The organism is Pseudoduganella sp. GW821-FHT05F09, assembly GCF_059419605.1.
Genome location: NZ_JBWKSD010000001.1, coordinates 657,064 through 674,725, shown reverse-complemented (window position 1 = coordinate 674,725; position 17,662 = coordinate 657,064). Strand labels below are relative to the sequence as shown.

Annotated in this window: 18 protein-coding genes; 13 read left to right on the top strand and 5 right to left on the bottom strand. The window is 67.3% G+C overall.

Going from position 1 to position 17,662, the window contains the following annotated elements:
• Window positions 1–2: 2 nt before the first annotated feature.
• From AC07S4_RS02890 to AC07S4_RS02880, 3 genes are all read right to left on the bottom strand, one after another.
• The gene (locus AC07S4_RS02890; protein ID WP_494985155.1) at window positions 3–359 is read right to left on the bottom strand and encodes a hypothetical protein; all 357 of its coding nucleotides are present in this window, start codon (window positions 357–359) and stop codon (window positions 3–5) included.
• A gap of 106 nt (window positions 360–465) precedes the next feature.
• Window positions 466–927 (bottom strand): YybH family protein, encoded by a 462-nt coding sequence (locus AC07S4_RS02885; protein ID WP_494985154.1) that lies wholly within the window; start codon window positions 925–927, stop codon window positions 466–468.
• Between the two features lie 44 nt (window positions 928–971).
• The gene (locus tag AC07S4_RS02880; RefSeq protein ID WP_161073118.1) at window positions 972–1,625 is read right to left on the bottom strand and encodes a hydrolase; all 654 of its coding nucleotides are present in this window, start codon (window positions 1,623–1,625) and stop codon (window positions 972–974) included.
• A gap of 207 nt (window positions 1,626–1,832) precedes the next feature.
• Here AC07S4_RS02880 and AC07S4_RS02875 point away from each other — a divergent pair, with 207 nt between their 5' ends.
• Genes AC07S4_RS02875 through AC07S4_RS02865 form a run of 3 tightly spaced genes read left to right on the top strand, consistent with a single transcriptional unit; the run spans window position 1,833 to window position 3,285 of the window.
• Complete coding sequence (locus AC07S4_RS02875) at window positions 1,833–2,270, top strand: MbcA/ParS/Xre antitoxin family protein (protein ID WP_494985153.1); 438 nt, start codon at window positions 1,833–1,835, stop codon at window positions 2,268–2,270.
• Window positions 2,270–2,956, top strand: a complete 687-nt coding sequence (locus AC07S4_RS02870; RefSeq protein ID WP_494985152.1) for an RES family NAD+ phosphorylase — start codon at window positions 2,270–2,272, stop codon at window positions 2,954–2,956. The genes AC07S4_RS02875 and AC07S4_RS02870 overlap by 1 nt, the downstream gene beginning before the upstream one ends.
• Window positions 2,957–2,964: 8 nt before the next feature.
• Window positions 2,965–3,285 (top strand): DUF2288 domain-containing protein, encoded by a 321-nt coding sequence (locus AC07S4_RS02865; RefSeq protein ID WP_494985151.1) that lies wholly within the window; start codon window positions 2,965–2,967, stop codon window positions 3,283–3,285.
• 27 nt (window positions 3,286–3,312) lie between these two features.
• Here the strand turns inward: AC07S4_RS02865 and AC07S4_RS02860 are convergent, their stop codons facing one another.
• Window positions 3,313–4,689 carry a YihY family inner membrane protein gene (locus tag AC07S4_RS02860; protein ID WP_494985150.1) on the bottom strand — a complete coding sequence of 459 codons (1,377 nt, stop codon included), beginning with the start codon at window positions 4,687–4,689 and terminating at the stop codon, window positions 3,313–3,315.
• A gap of 77 nt (window positions 4,690–4,766) precedes the next feature.
• Here AC07S4_RS02860 and wrbA point away from each other — a divergent pair, with 77 nt between their 5' ends.
• The 10 genes from wrbA (at window position 4,767) to AC07S4_RS02810 (ending at window position 17,018) form a co-directional block, all read left to right on the top strand.
• Window positions 4,767–5,375 carry an NAD(P)H:quinone oxidoreductase gene (wrbA, locus tag AC07S4_RS02855; protein ID WP_494985149.1) on the top strand — a complete coding sequence of 203 codons (609 nt, stop codon included), beginning with the start codon at window positions 4,767–4,769 and terminating at the stop codon, window positions 5,373–5,375.
• Window positions 5,375–5,785: a DUF2069 domain-containing protein gene (locus tag AC07S4_RS02850; RefSeq protein ID WP_494985604.1), complete on the top strand. Its 411-nt coding sequence runs from the start codon at window positions 5,375–5,377 to the stop codon at window positions 5,783–5,785. The genes wrbA and AC07S4_RS02850 overlap by 1 nt, the downstream gene beginning before the upstream one ends.
• A 2-nt stretch (window positions 5,786–5,787) precedes the next feature.
• Entirely contained in the window at window positions 5,788–7,227 is a 1,440-nt protein-coding gene (locus AC07S4_RS02845; protein ID WP_494985148.1) for an FAD-binding oxidoreductase, read from the top strand.
• Window positions 7,228–7,238: 11 nt separating this feature from the next.
• Window positions 7,239–7,655, top strand: coding sequence for a DUF4124 domain-containing protein (locus AC07S4_RS02840; RefSeq protein WP_494985147.1), 417 nt, complete (start codon window positions 7,239–7,241; stop codon window positions 7,653–7,655).
• The gene (locus tag AC07S4_RS02835; protein ID WP_494985603.1) at window positions 7,652–10,246 is read left to right on the top strand and encodes an ABC transporter permease; all 2,595 of its coding nucleotides are present in this window, start codon (window positions 7,652–7,654) and stop codon (window positions 10,244–10,246) included. Before AC07S4_RS02840 ends, AC07S4_RS02835 begins: the two co-directional genes overlap by 4 nt.
• Window positions 10,246–11,337 (top strand): lipocalin-like domain-containing protein, encoded by a 1,092-nt coding sequence (locus tag AC07S4_RS02830; protein WP_494985146.1) that lies wholly within the window; start codon window positions 10,246–10,248, stop codon window positions 11,335–11,337. The genes AC07S4_RS02835 and AC07S4_RS02830 overlap by 1 nt, the downstream gene beginning before the upstream one ends.
• Before the next feature lie 23 nt (window positions 11,338–11,360).
• The gene (locus AC07S4_RS02825; protein ID WP_494985145.1) at window positions 11,361–13,217 is read left to right on the top strand and encodes an ABC transporter transmembrane domain-containing protein; all 1,857 of its coding nucleotides are present in this window, start codon (window positions 11,361–11,363) and stop codon (window positions 13,215–13,217) included.
• 78 nt (window positions 13,218–13,295) lie between these two features.
• Window positions 13,296–14,387, top strand: coding sequence for a threonine aldolase family protein (locus AC07S4_RS02820; protein WP_494985144.1), 1,092 nt, complete (start codon window positions 13,296–13,298; stop codon window positions 14,385–14,387).
• A gap of 17 nt (window positions 14,388–14,404) precedes the next feature.
• Window positions 14,405–15,988 carry a DEAD/DEAH box helicase gene (locus AC07S4_RS02815; protein WP_494985143.1) on the top strand — a complete coding sequence of 528 codons (1,584 nt, stop codon included), beginning with the start codon at window positions 14,405–14,407 and terminating at the stop codon, window positions 15,986–15,988.
• 55 nt (window positions 15,989–16,043) lie between these two features.
• Window positions 16,044–17,018: a thymidylate synthase gene (locus AC07S4_RS02810; protein ID WP_494985142.1), complete on the top strand. Its 975-nt coding sequence runs from the start codon at window positions 16,044–16,046 to the stop codon at window positions 17,016–17,018.
• Window positions 17,019–17,052: 34 nt separating this feature from the next.
• Here AC07S4_RS02810 and AC07S4_RS02805 read toward each other — a convergent pair whose 3' ends face one another.
• On the bottom strand, window positions 17,053–17,661 hold the full coding sequence (locus AC07S4_RS02805; RefSeq protein WP_494985141.1) for a type 1 glutamine amidotransferase family protein: 609 nt from the start codon (window positions 17,659–17,661) through the stop codon (window positions 17,053–17,055).
• Window position 17,662 lies beyond the last annotated feature (1 nt).

The window sequence follows — 17,662 nt, the reverse complement described above, 5'->3', positions numbered from 1 at the left end:
ACTTAACGCAGCGAGGCCAGCTTTTGCTGCTGGTGGCTGGCGTCATTGAGCTGCATGGCAACGCGGGCGGCGCGCAGCGTGATGGCGTCACGCTCCATCTGGCGCTCCGTCTGGCGCTGCGGCCGCTGCTGTGCAGCGTAAGCCGGCTGCGGACGGGCCGCCACCGGCAACTCGCCGGCGGCCAGCGAGATGCGCGTGATGCCGTGCTGCCGGGCTTGCGGCTGCACCACTGCCTCGGCGGCTGGCGGAGCAGCGGCCTCGGGCGGCTGTTCCTGCGCATGCGCGGCGCCCAGGGTGGCTGCGAAAGTCGCGGCGCGTGCCAGGCAAAGCAATGAACGGCGTGCAATAGATGAGTACATGGTGGGCCTCCTGATCGAATGACCCCATGATTGCCCACCGCATAGACCGGCTCTGTGCGCCGCCGCACCCCCAGCGGCCCGGCGGGGCTGCGTCCTACACCGCGCCCTATTTTCTGCAGTCGCAGAGGTCCTGGCCCTTGTCGAACACGATGCGCCACTTGCCCGGCGCTTCCAGGCGCCAGACCGAGTTGAAGCGCGCAAACAGCTTGCCCTTGGCGTCGTACACCGGCCCGGAGGAATGGGCCAGCGTGCCGGAATCGATCACGTCCACCTGGTCCGGCTCCCAGGAAAATGGCGCTTCCTTGCCGTCGTAAAACTTCTTCCAGAAAGCCGCCACCTGCTCCTTGCCGCGCAAGGGCGTGGGACCGGAGTAAAACACGGCGTCGTCGGACAGGAAGCTGGTGAAGGCGGCCAGGTCGCGCTGGCGCATGGTGGCGGCGAAAGCGCGTTCCGTCTCCGCCACTTGCTGGACCAGCTCGGCGTTGGACGGCGCCGCGCGCGCAACGGCGGGCGCCAGCCCGAAACTCAAGGCCAGCGCCGATAAGGCGGCAATTTGTCGAAGGCTCATCAATACTCCCCACAGGGTCGGCGAGCCTTCGATACTACGCCGGTTTAATGGCCTTCGGAAGCGTTGAACATGGACTTGGCGTAGATCAGGCCCAGGCCATAGCCGCCGCCGTGCGCGATCGACGTGGCCACGGTTTCGTCGTAGGTTTCACCGCGCGCCCAGTCGCGCTGCAGTTCCAGCAGGTATTGCAGCGAAGTGATGGGCTTGGCGCCGGCCTGGATCATGCGCTGCATGGCGCGCTCATGCGCTTCGTCGCTCACGTCGCCGGAGGCGTCGGCAATCACATACACTTCAAAACCCTGGTCCAGCGCCGACAGTGCGGGGCCGACGATGCACACCGAAGTCCACAAGCCCGCCAGCACGATGCGGCCCCGGCCGATTTCGTTGACGCGATCGGCAATGCGCTGGTCTTCCCAGGTATTCATGCTGGTGCGGTCGATAGGCTGCTGCTCGGGAAACACGGACTGGATTTCGTCGAAAATGGGGCCGGAGAAGCTTTTCGCGGCCACCGTGGTGAGGATGGTGGGCACCTTGAATTCACGCGCCGCCTTGGCTACCAGCGCGGCGTTGTTGCGCAGCACATTAATGTCGATGGACTTGGTGGCGAAGGACATCTGGGACTGGTGATCTATCATGATCAGGGTGTGGTCGTTAGCGTTCAGCAGTTCTTTACCTGGTTGGGCTTTGGCGATAGGCATGATAGTTCCTTTAGGTTATGAATCAGTTTTTTCGAATGTCTGCAGGGTGTTTGCAACGTGTTTGCAACGTCTGCAGCGCCGATGAAATGAAGTATGAACCTGCCGGATTGAAAAGAAAAACGGAAAAATTGCCCGTCTATTATCGAATTTTTCGAAATTGCGTTTCCAATGAAATCGGAGTATAAATAATCCAGAAACGGAGGATTTATGCAAACCGCCTTTAGCTACCCCCGCAGCCGCTTTGAACCCACGATCCCGGTCGACCTGAACGCCCGTGAAGAACGCGAGCGCCTGTCCAAGTCCGCGCTGGCCGCCTTTTTCCGCTTGGTGGACGCCTGGTCGGTGCGCGACGAGGACGCCCGCGAACTGCTGGGCGGCCTGTCCAGCAGCAGCTACTACGACTGGAAGAAGAAGCCGGAGCGCGTGCTGGAAGTGGACCGCATCACGCGCATTTCCTATCTGGTGGGCATCTACAAGTCGCTGCACATCCTGTATGGCGACGAACTGGCCGACCGCTGGGTGACGCTGCCCAACAAGAACATCATCTTCGGCGGCCGCACACCGCTGGCCTATATGCTGGGCGGCGGCCTGCTGGCCATGCAGACGGTGCGCAAGCTGGTCGACGCGCGGCGCGGCGGGCTTTGATGGCGGCGCCACTGCCTCCGCTGGCGCAGCTGCGCCAGTTCGATACCTGCCGCCTGATCCAGTCGCGCTTTGCCGACGTGGAGGATTCCGTGCTGGCCCCGCTGGCCGGCAGCGACGCCGAACTGCTGGACCTGTTCGACCTGGACAACGCAACCAATGCGCGCCTGATCGCCGAGCACGGCGGCGCGCCCGGCATAGGTATAGACGAGCTGGTGTTCCGGGTACCGAACTACCGCATCGTCAATGCCGCCTTTACCTACGCGCGCCCGGAGGGCAGCCGCTTCAACGACGGCGAGCGCGGCGCATGGTACTGCGCCTTCGACATCGACACGGCGCTGGCCGAGATCACGTTCCACAAAACGGTGGAGTACGCCGAGATCGATTATTTCCACGACAGCGTGAGCTACCAGTGCATGCTGGCCGACTTCACGGCGCCGTTCCACGACCTGCGCGGCAGCGAGGACTATGCCGACTGCCTGGACCCGGCCAGCTATGTGCAGTCGCAGCGGCTGGCCGAACGGCTGCTGGACGAAGGCTCGACCGGCGTGATCTTCCCCAGCGTGCGGCGTCCCGGCGGCACCAACCTGGCCTGCTTCCGGCCCGCGCTGGTGGGCAATGTTCGCAAAGGAGCGGCCTATCGGTTAACATGGCAGGGAGCGCCGCAACCGCGCATCTCCACCCTATGAGCTTCACTATGCAAACCAAACCTGAAAAAGATACCGAACTGCGCGACAAGATCAACCGTGAAACCGCGCGCCTGCCGTGGCCCGAGCTGATCAAGCACTTTGCCTCCGGCACGGTGGTATGGATCGCCGACGAGCTGGACCTGGTCGACGTGGCCGTGCGCATTTCGCACGACGACAAGGCCAGCATCACGCAATGGATGGCGGCCGGCCTGATCGCCAAAGTCTCAGACGAACAAGCCCAGCACTGGCTGGAAACCGGCGCCAGCCTGTGGACCAGCGTCGTCAGCCCCTTCATCCTGGTGCAGCAGGAAAAGCGCAAGCCGCACTAAGTCTTCCAACGGCGGCTGGCGGCCGCTTCAGCGGCAGTCCAGCGGGCCGAAGTGTTCGGCCAGCGTCCGCCCCAATCCGTTCTCGACGGATTCCTCCACCTGGCGCGCCAGGCTGGCGGCGTCGCGCGCGGCCTGGCGGTCGCGCTCTTCTTCCTCGTCGTCCGGCACCCCGCTGTTGACGGCCACGCCGCCAAACACGAACACGCGGTACACATCGGCCAAGGTCAGCCGCTCGGGATTGGCCAGCAGCACCCAGTTGTCCGCGCCCTCGCTGACGCGCTTGCCCCACTGCACCCGCGACGGCGCCTCGGCCTTGACCTTGCCCACCCAGCCCTGCGCCTGCATGCGTTCCAGCAGCGCATCCATCTCGTCGTAGCCCATGCGCGTGGACTGGCGGATCGCCGCCGAGTTGACCAGCGCCGTGTCCCCGCAATGGCCGGCCACATGCAGCACCTTCAGGATCGCCATCGCATCGACAAACTCGCCGCCCGGCACGGCTTCGTGCCACCAGCGCTCGTACTTCACCACCGGCAGCGCCGCCGTGAACAGCGCGCCCACCAGCGTAATCATCCAGGACAGGTAGATCCACAGCAGGAACAGCGGCAGCGCCGCCAGCGCGCCGTAGATGCGCGAATAGGTGGGGAACTGGGTGATGAAAACCGCGAAGCCGCGCTTGGCCAGCTCGAAGAACAGCGCCGCCATCAGGCCGCCCCACAGCGCGTCGCGCCAGTCCACCTGGCGGTTCGGCACCACCACATACATCAGCGTAAAGCTGGCCGTGGTGGCCGCCACCGACAGCGTGGTGTAGAGCAGCGCGCCCAGCAAGGGCAAATCGCCCACCAGGTCGCTGGTGGCCATATAGACATGGGTCGACATGCTGAGCGACACGCCCACCAGCACCGGCCCCAGCGTGAGGATGGCCCAGTACACCAGGATGCGGCGGGTCCAGCTGCGCTCGGCCTTGACGCGCCAGATGCGGTTGAACACGCGCTCTATCATGCCCATCATGGCCACCGACGTCACCACCAGCGCCACCGCGCCGACGGCGGACAGGCGCGTGGCCTTGGCGGCGAACATGGTGAGGTTGTTCAGGATGGGCGTGGCGATCTGCTTGGGCATCACGCTTTGCGCGAAATACACCTCCAGCGCCTTGCGCAGGGTGGTGAACATGGGGAAGGTGGTGAAGATGGCCAGCGCGATGGTCAGCAGCGGCACCAGCGCGAACACCGTGGTGAAGGTGAGGCTGCCGGCCACTTGCGGCAGGCTCTCCTCCTTCAGGCGGCGGCGCGCGAACAGGAACATGTCGCGGATCTCGTGCCACGACAAGGCGCGCAGCACCGCCACGCCGACGTTACAGGTGCGGAAAATGTACTGCAAAAACGGGTAGATATACTTGGAAAACATTGAATCCTGTGTTGAAAATGCACTTATCACGGCGCCGGCCGGCTCTGCCAAACGCCAAAGCGCCCTATAATACCAAGATGACCACACCCGATCTGATTATTCTCGTCTTGTACTACTCGCGCCACGGCGCAACGCGCAAACTGGCGGAGCTGATTGCCCAGGGCATCGATGCGGTGCCGGGCTGCGAAGCGCGGCTGCGGACGGTGCCGGCGGTGTCCACCGTGGCCGAGGCCAGCGCGCCGGCGGTGCCGTCGGAAGGGGCGCCTTATGTTGAGCTGGAGGACCTGCGCGAGTGCGCGGCGCTGGCGCTGGGCTCGCCCACCCGCTTCGGCAATATGGCCTCGGCCATGAAATATTTCTGGGACGGGACCTCGGCCGAATGGCTGTCCGGCTCCCTTGCGGGCAAGCCGGCCTGCGTGTTCACCTCCACCGGCAGCCTGCACGGCGGCCAGGAATCCACGCTGCTGACCATGATGATCCCCCTGCTCCACCACGGCATGATGGTCATGGGCCTGCCCTACACCCACGCCGAACTGATGACCACCGAAAGCGGCGGCTCGCCCTACGGCCCCACCCACTGGTCCGGCCTTGACGGCAACAAGCCCTTGACGGAAGATGAAAAACGCCTGGCCACGGCGCAGGGCCGCCGGCTGGCAGAGACAGCCCGCAAGCTGCAGGGGACATGATGGAAACCACGTCGCAAAAATTCTTCCACCGGGGCGCCATTGCCAGCATGGTGCTGCTCATCTGCTGGTGCATCGCCTGGGAAGTGTGGCTGGCGCCGCTCAAGCCGGGCGGCTCCTGGCTGGCGCTCAAGGCCGCGCCGCTGCTGTTCCCGCTGGCCGGCATCATCAAGCGCGACGTCTACACGCTGCAATGGACCTCGATGGTGATACTGCTCTACTTCACCGAAGGCGTGGTGCGGGGCTGGAGCGACATCGGCACGCTGTCCGCCTGGCTGGGCTGGGGCGAGGCCCTGATCGTGACGGTCTATTTCATCTGCGCCGTCATGTATGTGCGGCCCTATAAAAAAGCCGCCAAGCAGCTTACCAAGGACCTGCTGGACAAGGTCAACCGGGTCAACTCCGCGAAATGACCATGCTGCCGACCGCCATGCGCCATGCCTTCCTGGCCCACTGCCGGACATTGCTCGGCGACGGCCACGTTGTCACCTCGGCCGCCGACATGGCGCCTTTCCTGACCGACTGGCGCGGCCGCCACACCGGCCTGGCGCTGGCCGTGCTGCGCCCCGGCAGCGTGCAGCAGGTGGCGGAGGTGGTGCGCGCCTGCGCGCGCTGGTCCATCCCGCTGGTGCCGCAGGGCGGCAACACCGGCCTGGTGCTGGGCGGCGTGCCGGACGGCAGCGGCGCGGCGGTGGTGCTGTCGCTGGCCCGCCTGAACAGCATCCGCGCGACCGATGCGCTGAACCGCACCATGACCGTGGACGCGGGCTGCATCCTGCAGCAGATACAGGACGAGGCGGCGGCGCATGACTGCCTGTTCCCCTTGTCGCTGGCGTCCGAAGGCAGCTGCACCATAGGCGGCAACCTGTCCAGTAATGCGGGCGGCACCGCCGTGCTCCGCTACGGCAACGCGCGCGAACTGTGCCTGGGGCTGGAGGTGGTGACGCCGCAGGGCGAAGTCTGGAACGGCCTGCGCGGCCTGCGCAAGGACAATACCGGCTACGATCTGCGCGACCTGTATATCGGCGCCGAGGGCACGCTGGGCATCATCACCGGCGCCGTGCTGAAGCTGTACCCGCAGCCGAAGGCCAGCATCACCGCGCTGGCCGCCATGGATTCCCCCGCCGACGCGCTGCGCCTGCTGGCGCTGATGCAGGACTATTGCGGCGCCAGCCTGACCGGCTTTGAGCTGATGTCCGCGTTCTGCCTGGAGCTGGTGGCCACGCAGTTCCCGCAACTGCCGCGCCCTTTCAGCGGCGCGCAGCATGGCCAGCCTCATGGCCAATTCGTGCTGCTCGAACTGTCCAGCAGCGAATCGGAGGCGCACGCCGTCGGCCTGCTGGAACGGGCGATAGGCGCCGCGCTGGAACAAGGCGCCATCAAGGACGCCGTGGTGGCGGCCTCGGTGGCGCAGTCGCTCGGGCTGTGGCAGCTGCGCGAGCATATTCCGCTGGCGCAGGCCAAGGCGGGCAAGAACATCAAGCACGATATCTCGCTGCCGGTATCGAGCATTCCGGACTTTATCGAAAGCACCGCGCCGCTGCTGCAGCAGGCTTTCCCGGCCTGCCAATTAGTGTGCTTCGGCCACCTGGGCGACGGCAACCTGCACTTCAACGTGGCGCCGCCGGAAGGCGTCTCCAACGAAGCCTTCCTGGAGAACCAGGACGCGGTGAACCGCGTGGTGCACGACAGCGTGGCCGCCTTCTGCGGTTCGATTTCGGCCGAACACGGCATCGGCGCGCTGAAACGCGAGGAACTGGCACGCTACAAATCGCCGCTGGAGCTGAACCTGATGCGCGCCATCAAAACCGCGCTGGACCCGCAGGGCATCATGAACCCCGGGAAAATACTGTGACACCGCGCGCCTTGGGCCTTCTGCTAGTGCTGTGCTCTGCGGCCGCGCAGGCGCAGACGGTCCACAAATGCACGGTGGACGGCAAGGTCACGTACACGGAACTGCCCTGCCAGGGCGGCACGGCCAGCGTGATCGCCGTGCCGGACGCTCCGGCGCCGGACAAGGCGGCCGCCGCCGAACTGGCCGGCATGAAAAAGCAGGCCGACGCGCTGGAGAAGGAGCGCCGCAAGCGCGAGGCGGCCGGCGCGCGGGAAGACGCCGCAATCAACCGGGCGGCGGCGGCCCAGCGCCGCAAGTGCGACAAGGTCAAGCTCGACAAGAAGTGGGCTGACGAGGACCTGCGCCGCGCCCAGCCCCAGCGCCAGGAAGACGCCCGCATCAAAGCGCAGCGCGCGGCGGACAAGGTCAAGCTGGTGTGTTCGAGTTGAGCGCTGCGCGGCAAGACACCGCACCGCCGCTGCGCGGGTCCCGGGCCAGGCTGTCGCGCTGGCTGCTGCTGGGCGAATGGCGCGCGCATCCGGTGCGGGCCATCACGGCCATTGCCGCCATCGCCATCGGCGTATCGCTGGGCTTCGCCATCCACCTGATCAACGCGGCCGCCTTCAATGAATTCTCGTCCGCCATCAAGAGCCTGTCCGGCCAGGCCGACGTCCAGGTGAGCGGCGCCGAAGCCACTTTCGACGAACAGATCTACCCGCTGCTGGCCGGACGCGATGGCGTGGCCGTGGCCTCGCCCGTGCTGGACGTGCAGGCGTCGGTGCCGGGCCAGCGCTCGGCCCTGCAGATTATCGGCCTGGACCCGTTCCGCGCCGGCCATGTCACGCCCGACCTGCTGGGCGCGCCCGGCGCGGAGAACCTGACGGACACGCTGGCGGACGACGCCATCTTCCTGTCCCCCGCCGCCCAGGCCTGGCTCAAGCCGCAGGGCGGCGTGCTGGCGCTGCAATCGGGCACGCAGGCGGTGACGCTGCGCGTGGCCGGCCCCTTGCAGCGCGTGCGCGCCGGGCAGCGGCTGGGGGTGATGGACATCGGCGCGCTGCAATGGCGCTTGAACCGCCTGGGCCAGCTCTCGCGCGTGGACCTGAAGCTGCGCAGCGGCGTGGACCGCGAAGCCTTCAAGGCGGCGCTGGCGCGCGAGCTGGAACGCGGCTATCCGGGCCGCTTCCACGTCGGCAGCCCGAACGACGAAGACCAGAACAGCCGCAACAACAATATGAGCCGCGCCTACCGCGTGAACCTGAGTGTGCTCGCGCTGGTGGCGCTGTTCACCGGCGCCTTCCTGGTGTTTTCCACGCAGGCGCTGTCGGTCATGCGGCGGCGCAGCCAGTTCGCGCTGCTGCGCGTGCTGGGCATGGAGCGCGGCCGCCTGCTGCGCCAGATCCTGCTCGAAGGCTGGATGCTGGGCGTGGCCGGTTCGCTGATCGGCATCGCGGCGGGCTACGGGCTGGCGGCAGCGGCGCTGCGCCTGTTCGGCGGCGACCTGGGCGCGGGCTATTTCGCCGGCGTGCAGCCACAGGTGCAGTTCACGCCGGTGGCGGCGCTGGTCTACTTTGTGCTGGGCGTGGGCGTGGCCATGCTGGGCTGCGCGGCGCCCGCCGTGGATGCGTCGCGCGCCACGCCTGCGGTGGCGCTCAAGTCCGGCAGCGAGGAAACCGCCATGGCGCGCCTGGCGCGCGCCTGGCCGGGGCTGGCCTGCCTGGCGCTGGCGGCGCTGCTGTCGCAAATGCCGCCGCTGTGGGAGCTGCCCATCTTCGGCTACCTGTCGATAGCGCTGATGCTGGTGGGCGCCATTGCCCTGATGCCGCGCCTGTCGTCCACCGTGTTCCGCTTCCTGCACGCGCGCTGGAGCGCCGCCACGGCGAGCCGCGTGGACAGCTCGCCGGTGCTGGCGCTCACGCTGGCGCGGCTGGCGAACGCCTCCGGCCAGGCCGGCATTGCGCTGGGCGGCGTGCTGTCCAGTTTCAGCCTGATGGTGGCGATGGCCATCATGGTGTCCAGCTTCCGCGTGTCGCTGGACGACTGGCTGCTGCAAATCCTGCCCGCCGACCTGTACGCCAGCAGCGCCAGCGGCGGCGGCACGGCGGGGCTGGGCCTGCGCGAACAGGAGCAGCTGCGCGCCCTGCCCGGCGTGGCCCGGGTCGATTTCCTGCGCATGCGCGGCGTGAGCCTGGCGCCGGAGCGGCCCGCCGTGCTGCTGATGGCGCGCGATATCGATGCGGCCAACGCCGAGAAAGTGCTGGCCATGGCCGGTCCCACCGTGGCCGTGCCCACCGGGCGGCGGCCGGTGTGGGTGTCCGAACCCATGTCGGACCTGTACGGCGTGACGGCGGGAAGCACGCTCAAACTGCCGCTGCAGGGCGGCCTGCATGAATTCTTCGTGGCCGGCGTCTGGCGCGACTACGCCCGCTCCTCGGGCGCGGTGCAGATGCGGCTTGCCGACTACCGCGCCATCACGGGCGATATGGAAGTCAACAGCACGGCCATGTGGCTGGCAAAGGATGGCGACATGGCGCAGCTCAAAGCGGCGCTGAAGGCGCTGCCGTTCGGCGGAGCGCTGGAACTGAGCGCGCTGTCCGAGCTGCGCGCCATGAGCCTGAAGATATTCGACCGCAGTTTCGCGGTGACTTATCTGCTGGAGGCCATAGCGATTATTGTGGGCCTGTTCGGCGTGGCCGCCACCTTCTCGGCGCAGACGCTGGCGCGCTCGAAGGAATTCGGCATGCTGCGCCATATCGGCGTGACGCGCAGGCAGATCCTGGCCATCCTGGCGCTGGAAGGCAGCGCGCTGACGGGGCTGGGCATCGCTACCGGGGCGGCGCTGGGCTGGGTCATCAGCCTGGTGCTGGTGTTCGTGGTGAACCCGCAGTCCTTCCACTGGACCATGCAGATGCATCTGCCCTGGCCGCTGCTGGGCACCGTGGCCGCCGCGCTGCTGGCCGCCGCCGCGCTGACGGCGCTGCTGGCGGGCCGGCAGGCGCTGTCCGGCGCGCCCATCCGCGCCGTGCGGGAGGACTGGTGATGCTGGCCACTGTGCTGCGCGCGCTGCTGATGTTCGCCGCCATGATGGGCATGCCGGCGCTGGCCGGGCCGCCGCGCCATGCCGAGGTCACGCCCCTGCCCGCTGGCGCCGCGCTGCCTTTCCCGCAGTCCTTCGGCGCCCATCCGGACTACCAGACCGAATGGTGGTACGTCACCGGCTGGCTGAAAACGCCGGACGGCAAGGACCTCGGCTACCAGGTCACCTTCTTCCGCCGCGCCACCGGCGCGGACAGCGCCAACCCCAGCAAATTCGCGCCGCGCCAGCTCATCATCGGGCACGCCGCCCTGTCCGACCCGGCGCTGGGCAAGCTGCTGCACGACCAGCGCAGCGCCCGCGAAGGTTTCGGCCTGGCCTACGCCAAGGCCGGCGGCACCGACGTGAAGCTGGACGACTGGCGCATGGTGCGCCGCCCGGACGGCGCCTACCAGGTCACGCTGGCCGCCGCCAGCTTCACGCTGAACCTCACGCTCGCCCCCACCCAGCCGGTGCTGCTGCAGGGCGAAAACGGCTATTCCCGCAAGGGTCCGGACCCACAGCAGGCCAGCTACTACTACAGCGAACCCCAGCTCAAGACCAGCGGCGCCATCACGCGCGGCGGGGGCAAGCCGCAGGCCGTGAGCGGCGTGTCGTGGCTGGACCACGAATGGTCGCAGCAGGTGCTGGACAGCGACGCGGCGGGCTGGGATTGGCTGGGCGCCAACCTGGACGACGGCGGCGCCCTGATGGCTTTCCAGATCCGCAGCAAAACCGGTGCTAAACTATGGGCGCACGCGACATGGCGCGATGCATCCGGTAAGATCACGCATTACTCGCCGGACCAGGTCAGTTTTACCCCGCAGCGGCGGTGGCGTTCGCCCCGCACCAATGCCGAGTATCCCGTCGCCACCCAGCTGGCCACAGGCAGCACGCTGTGGCAGATTGCGCCCCTGCAGGAAGACCAGGAGCTCGATTCGCGCCGCAGCACGGGCGCGGTGTACTGGGAGGGCGCGGCCACGGTGAGCCGTGACGGCATGCGCGCGGGGCGCGGCTACCTGGAACTCACCGGTTATGCCAGTCCCATGAAATTATGAATACGCTTACGAATAACAATACGATGACCGACAGTATCAACAGCAATGCCAGCACCGCCGCCGCGCCATCCACTCCGAGCGAATCCCGCGAACTGAAGAAAGGCAGCCTGGCCGCCTTCAAGGGCCTGATGCCCTTCCTGCGCCCCTACCGCGCGCAGTTCGCCATGGCCGGCGTGGCGCTGGTGGTGGCCGCCGGCGCCACCCTGGCCATACCGGCCGCCTTCAAGCAGATGATAGACCTGGGCTTCGGCGCCTCCGCCGGGGTGCGCAGCATCCAGCATGTGAACCTGGTGTTCCTGGCGCTGTTCGGCGTGGCCACCATCCTGGCGCTGGCGACGGCGGCGCGCTTCTACACCGTGTCCTGGCTGGGCGAACGCGTCACGGCCGACATCCGCAGCGCCGTGTACCGCCACGTGGTCACGCAAAGCCCCGAATTCTTCGAAACCACGCAAACCGGCGAGGTGCTGTCGCGCATCACCACCGACACCACGCTGATCCAGGCGGTGGTGGGCACCAGCATCTCCATGGCGCTGCGCAACGTGCTGCTGTTCCTGGGCGGCCTGGCCATGCTGTTCGTCACCAGCGTGAAGCTGTCGTCCATCATCATCGGCCTGCTGATCCTGACCGTGCTGCCCATCGTGATGTTCGGCCGCCGCGTGCGCAAGCTCTCGCGCGACTCGCAGGACCGCATCGCGGACGCCTCCGCCGTGGCGGGCGAAATCCTGAACGCCATGCCCACCGTGCAGGCCTTCACGCATGAAAAGATTGAAACCGAGCGCTTTGGCGCCTCGGTGGAAGGCGCTTTCGTCACCGCCATGAAGCGCATCCGCGCGCGCGCCATGCTGACCGCGCTGGCCATCGTGCTGGTGTTCGGCACCATCGTGTTCGTGCTGTGGCTGGGCGCGCACGCGGTGCTGGAAGGGAGCATGACCGGCGGCGACCTGGGCCAGTTCATCCTGTACGCCTCCATCGTCGCCGGCGCCATCGGCGCCTTGTCGGAAGTGATGGGCGAAGCCCAGCGTGCCGCCGGCGCCACCGAGCGCCTGCTGGAGCTGATGTCGGTCAAATCCCAGATCCGGTCCCCGGCGCACCCGCTGGCGCTGCCGCCGCGCGCCGCCAACGGCGCCTCGCTCACGCTGGCCGACGTCACCTTCAACTACCCTTCGCGCCCGGACACCGCCGCGCTGTCGCACCTGTCGCTGGACATCAAGCCGGGTGAAACCGTCGCCGTGGTAGGCCCGTCGGGCGCCGGCAAGACCACGCTGTTCCAGCTCTTCCTGCGCTTCTACGATCCGCAGCTGGGCGCCATCAAGCTCGATGGCGTGGACATCCGCCAGCTCGAACTGCACACGCTGCGCGACGCCATCGGCATCGTGCCGCAGGATACGGTGATCTTCTCGACCGACGCGATGGAAAACATCCGCTACGGCCGCGCCGGCGCCACCGACGCGGAAGTGATCCAGGCCGCCAAGCTGGCGGCGGCGCACGAGTTCATCGAACGCCTGCCGAACGGCTACCAGTCCTTCCTGGGCGAGCGCGGCGTGCGCCTGTCCGGCGGCCAGCGCCAGCGCATCGCCATCGCGCGCGCGCTGTTGAAGAATCCGCCGCTGCTGCTGCTGGACGAAGCCACCAGCGCGCTGGACGCGGAATCGGAACGCCTGGTGCAAGGCGCGCTGGAAGCGGCCATGCAGGGCCGCACCACGGTCATCATCGCGCACCGCCTGGCCACGGTGCAGCGCGCGGACCGCATCATCGTCATGGAAGACGGCAAGATCGTGGAAACCGGCACGCACGCCTCGCTGGTGGCGCTGGGCGGCATCTACGCCAACCTGGCGGCGCTGCAGTTCCACCACGTCCACAGCGTGCACGCAGCGACGTAAGGGCAAGCACGCGGCGCCGGCCGAAATCCCCGTCAAAGTCCCACTCCTGTAAAATCACGTTCTTTCAGGAGATTGCCCGTGACCGACGCCGAACTGCGCCAGATGTGCCATACCGTATTGCCCGGCCATCGCCAACCCGCGCCGGCGGAGGCTTTTGCCGCCATGGCCGCGTGGTGCGCCGCCAACGACGTGGCGCATGACACCTATGGCGAAGGTCCGCTGATCCAGTCTTTCGAGCGCAAGGTGGCGGATTTGCTGGGCTTCGAAGCGGCCACGTTCTGCATCACCGGCACCATGACGCAGGTGACGGCGCTGCGCCTGGCCTGCATGGAGCGCGGCAGCCCGCTGGCCGCGCTGCACCCCACCGCCCATATCTTCAAGCACGAACGCGGCAACCACCAGCTGCTGGGCCATTTCCAGGCCTTGCAGATCGGCGACCCGAACCGTCCCTGGACGCTGGAAGACCTGCAAGCCCTGCCCGACCATATCGGCGCCGTGTCGCTGGAGCTGCCTGCGCGCGAAATCGGCGGCCAATGCCCAAGCTGGGCCGAGCTGCAAGCCATCAAGGACTACTGCCGCACGCGCGGCATCCACCTGCACATGGACGGCGCCCGCCTGTGGGAAACCGCTGCCGCCTACGGCAAGCCGCTGCACGAAATCTGCGCCGGCTTCGACACGGTCTACGTGTCGCTCTACAAGGGCATCGGCGGCTTGGGCGGCGCGGTGCTGCTGGGCGGCGCGGCCTTTGTCGCCAAGGCGCAGGAATGGTTCAAGCGCCAGGGCGGCAACGTGATCCACCGCACGCCTTACGTGGTGGCCGCCGCCATGCAGTTCGACGCGCGCCTGGCCGCCATGCCGCACTACTTCAAGCGCACCGAGGCGCTGTTCGAGACGCTGCGCAGCCACCCGCTGCTCACGCCGAATCCGTCCCGGCCGCACGCCAACCTGCTGCACCTGCATATGCCCGTGAGCCGCGAACGCGCGCTCGCCATCCGCAACGCCTTCGCCGAACAGCATGGCGTGTGGCTATTCAACCGCGTCAGCCATGCCCAGCTGCCGGGCCACAGCGCCACCGAATGGTATGTGGGCGACAACCTGCTCGCCATCAGCGACCAGCGCCTGCACGACATCGTTACCCTGTGGAGCGCCGAACTGGCCGCTCCCTACTAATAACAATAAAGATCCCCATGACTTTCGCATCCCTAGGCCTCATCGATCCCCTGCTGCGCATGCTGGACACGGTAGGCTATACCACGCCCACCCCGGTCCAGAAGCAAGCCATCCCCGCCGTGCTGGCGGGCCGAGACCTGATGGCCGCCGCGCAGACCGGCACCGGCAAGACGGCCGGCTTTGCCATCCCGCTGCTGCAGCGCCTTAGCGAGGGTGAGCGCGCGGAGCCCAACCAGGTGCGCTGCCTGGTGCTGGTGCCCACGCGCGAACTGGCCGAACAGGTGTACGAAAGCTTCCGCAGCTACGGCCGCAATATTCCGATGCGCTGCCACGTGGCCTATGGCGGCGTGCCGATCGAGCCGCAGATCGCCAAGCTGAACAAGGGCCTGGACGTGATGGTGGCCACGCCGGGCCGCCTGCTGGACCTGTTCCGCCAGGGCGCGGTGCAGTTCGAGCAGCTGGAGTCGCTGGTGCTGGATGAGGCGGACCGCATGCTGGACCTGGGCTTCGCAAACGACCTGGAAGCCATCCTGCTGGCCCTGCCCGACGAGCACCAGACCCTGATGTTCTCGGCCACCTATTCCGAGGACGTGCGCAGCCTGGCGGAGATCCTGCTGAACGATCCGGTATCAATCTCGGTCAGCCCGCGCAACACCGCCGCCAAGTCGGTCAAGCAGTGGATCATCACCACCGACAAGGCGCACAAGGCGGAACTGTTCCTGCACCTGTTCAAGAAGCAGCGCTGGGGCCAGGTGCTGGTATTCGTCAAGACGCGCAAGGGCGTGGACGCGCTGGTGAAGACGCTGGCCGTGCACGGCATCAGCACCGATTCCATCCATGGCGACAAGCCGCAGCCGGCCCGCCTGCGCGCGCTGGAGCGCTTCAAGGCCGGCGAAGTGCAGCTGCTGGTGGCGACCGACGTGGCCGCGCGCGGCCTGGACATCGAAGCGCTGCCGCTGGTGGTCAATTTCGACCTGCCCACGGTGGCCGAGGATTATGTACACCGCATCGGCCGCACCGGCCGCGCGGGCGCCGAGGGCGTGGCGATCTCGCTGGTGTGCGCGGACGAGGTGGACCTGCTGGCCGCCATCGAGAAGCTGACCAGGCAAGTGCTGCGCCGCGAGGAAGAATCGGGCTTTGAAGCGGACCACCGCGTGCCCGAGACCGGCACGCCCAAGCCCGCCGCCAAGCAGGCGCCGGCCGGCAAGAAGAAACGGCCCTTCACCGGGCCTGCGGGCGGCAAGGCTGCATTGGCGGCCCAGCCTGCGGGGACGCCGCGTCCAGCGGGCGGCGCAGCGGCGGGCAAGCCGCGCGGCGCGGGCGCCCAGGCTGCAGCGCCCAAGATGCCGGCGCCAGGCTCGCGCGGCAGCAATGCGGCCGCCTTGCGCGCGCTGGCCGAAGCGCATGGCGGCGGACAAGCGACGGGCCGCAGCCAAGGCCAGGGCCGGGGCCGCGGCGCCGCGCAGCAGGGACCGTCCGCACCCAAGGGCAGCGTGATCGTCGCCGGAGGACGCGGCGCCAAGTCGGCAGCCCGCGCTGAAGGCCGCGCGCAGTCCATCGCCCCCAGCAAGAAGACCGGCCGTGGTAGCGTGAAACGCTAAGCCGCCGCTGATACAATTCACGGCCCTGAAGAACAAGCACCACGTTGGAGAATTTATGCAGCAATACCTTGATCTGATCCGAACGGTCCTGGAAACCGGCAGCTGGCAAGACAACCGCACCGGTATCCGCACGCTCAGCGTACCGGGCGCCATGATGCGCTTCGACCTGCTGAAAGACGGCTTCCCGGCCGTCACGACCAAGAAGCTCGCGTTCAAATCCGTGGTGGGCGAACTGTGCGCCTTCCTGCGCGCCTCGCGCAGCGCGGCCGACTTCCGCGCGCTGGGCTGCAAGGTGTGGGACCAGAACGCCAACGAAAACCAGCAATGGCTGGACAATCCCTACCGCACCGGCACCGACGACCTTGGCCCCGTGTACGGCGTGCAGTGGCGCGAATGGCCGGGCTACAAGCTGCTCGACGCGTCCGCCGCCGCGCAGATCGCCGACGCGCAGAAGCAAGGCTACCGCCAGGTGGCCCCGCTGGAAGAAGGCGGCGTCGCCAAGGTGCTGATGTACAAAGCCATCGACCAGCTGCGCGAATGCCTGGACACCATCGTCAATAATCCGGGCAGCCGCCGCATCCTGTTCCACGGCTGGAACCCGTCCGTGCTGGACCAGGTGGCGCTGCCGGCCTGCCATTTGCTGTACCAGTTCATTCCGAACGCCAGCACCAAAGAGATCTCGCTGTGCCTCTACGTGCGCAGCAACGACATCGGCCTGGGCACGCCCTTCAACCTGGCCGAAGGTGCGGCGCTGCTGGCGATCGTGGGCCGCCTGACCGGCTACACGCCGCGCTGGTTCACCTACTTTATCGGCGACGCCCACATCTACGAAAACCATATGGACATGGTGCAGGAACAGCTCAAGCGCGAGCCCTTCCCCGCGCCCAAGCTGGTCATCTCCGACCGCGTGCCGGACTACGCCGTCACCGGCAAGTACGAGCCCGAATGGCTGGAGAAAATCGAACCGTCCGATTTCACACTGGAAGGCTACCAGCACCACGCGCCGATCACCGCGCCCATGGCCGTCTGACCGGTTTCAGGCCGCGCGCCGGGATCCGCCCGCGTCAGCTCATCGACGCCACCAGCGCCTCGTAATACTGCGGCTCGCGCGTGGAATACAGCTGGTACCAGGCCTCCACGGTCTCGGGCCGGAACAGGCCGAGCATCTTCATCACCTCGTAGGAGAACTCCAGCGGCGCCAGGCCGGACGCGGTGATCAGGTTGCCGTCGCGGACGACGGGCGAGTCCACGTAGCGCTGCTCGCCGGTGTAGCCGGGACAGACCGTTTTCAGGTAGCCCTTGTCGTTGCTGGTGTGCTGCCTGTCATTGAGCGCGCCGGCCTGCGCCAGGCCGATGGTGGCGCCGCAAATCGCGGCCACGCGATAGCCGCGCACGATCAAGTCCCTGGCGAAGTCCAGCAGGGGCGCGCACTCCGGCGCCTGCCATTTGTCTGCGCCCGGCATCAGCAGCAGATCCTCCGCTTCCATGCGCACGGCGTCGTAAGTCATGTCGGGCTTGATCACGATGCCGCCCATGGTGGCGATGGGCGCGGCAGTCAGCCCCACTTTCACGATGTCGCACTCCGCAGCCGGGCCGCTCATCATGCGCTTGCTGTTCAGTTCCGCCGTCAGGTAGCCGATCTCCCAATCGGCCAGCGTATCCAGTACAACCATG

What these genes read in the sequence shown, in the direction of transcription:
- AC07S4_RS02890 (WP_494985155.1), bottom strand. Translation starts at nt 359, where the DNA reads ATGTACTCATCTATTGCACGCCGTTCATTGCTTTGCCTGGCACGCGCC.
- AC07S4_RS02885 (WP_494985154.1), bottom strand. Translation starts at nt 927, where the DNA reads ATGAGCCTTCGACAAATTGCCGCCTTATCGGCGCTGGCCTTGAGTTTC.
- AC07S4_RS02880 (WP_161073118.1), bottom strand. Translation starts at nt 1,625, where the DNA reads ATGCCTATCGCCAAAGCCCAACCAGGTAAAGAACTGCTGAACGCTAAC.
- AC07S4_RS02875 (WP_494985153.1), top strand. Translation starts at nt 1,833, where the DNA reads ATGCAAACCGCCTTTAGCTACCCCCGCAGCCGCTTTGAACCCACGATC.
- AC07S4_RS02870 (WP_494985152.1), top strand. Translation starts at nt 2,270, where the DNA reads ATGGCGGCGCCACTGCCTCCGCTGGCGCAGCTGCGCCAGTTCGATACC.
- AC07S4_RS02865 (WP_494985151.1), top strand. Translation starts at nt 2,965, where the DNA reads ATGCAAACCAAACCTGAAAAAGATACCGAACTGCGCGACAAGATCAAC.
- AC07S4_RS02860 (WP_494985150.1), bottom strand. Translation starts at nt 4,689, where the DNA reads ATGTTTTCCAAGTATATCTACCCGTTTTTGCAGTACATTTTCCGCACC.
- wrbA (WP_494985149.1), top strand. Translation starts at nt 4,767, where the DNA reads ATGACCACACCCGATCTGATTATTCTCGTCTTGTACTACTCGCGCCAC.
- AC07S4_RS02850 (WP_494985604.1), top strand. Translation starts at nt 5,375, where the DNA reads ATGGAAACCACGTCGCAAAAATTCTTCCACCGGGGCGCCATTGCCAGC.
- AC07S4_RS02845 (WP_494985148.1), top strand. Translation starts at nt 5,788, where the DNA reads ATGCTGCCGACCGCCATGCGCCATGCCTTCCTGGCCCACTGCCGGACA.
- AC07S4_RS02830 (WP_494985146.1), top strand. Translation starts at nt 10,246, where the DNA reads ATGCTGGCCACTGTGCTGCGCGCGCTGCTGATGTTCGCCGCCATGATG.
- AC07S4_RS02825 (WP_494985145.1), top strand. Translation starts at nt 11,361, where the DNA reads ATGACCGACAGTATCAACAGCAATGCCAGCACCGCCGCCGCGCCATCC.
- AC07S4_RS02815 (WP_494985143.1), top strand. Translation starts at nt 14,405, where the DNA reads ATGACTTTCGCATCCCTAGGCCTCATCGATCCCCTGCTGCGCATGCTG.
- AC07S4_RS02810 (WP_494985142.1), top strand. Translation starts at nt 16,044, where the DNA reads ATGCAGCAATACCTTGATCTGATCCGAACGGTCCTGGAAACCGGCAGC.
- AC07S4_RS02805 (WP_494985141.1), bottom strand. Translation starts at nt 17,661, where the DNA reads ATGGTTGTACTGGATACGCTGGCCGATTGGGAGATCGGCTACCTGACG.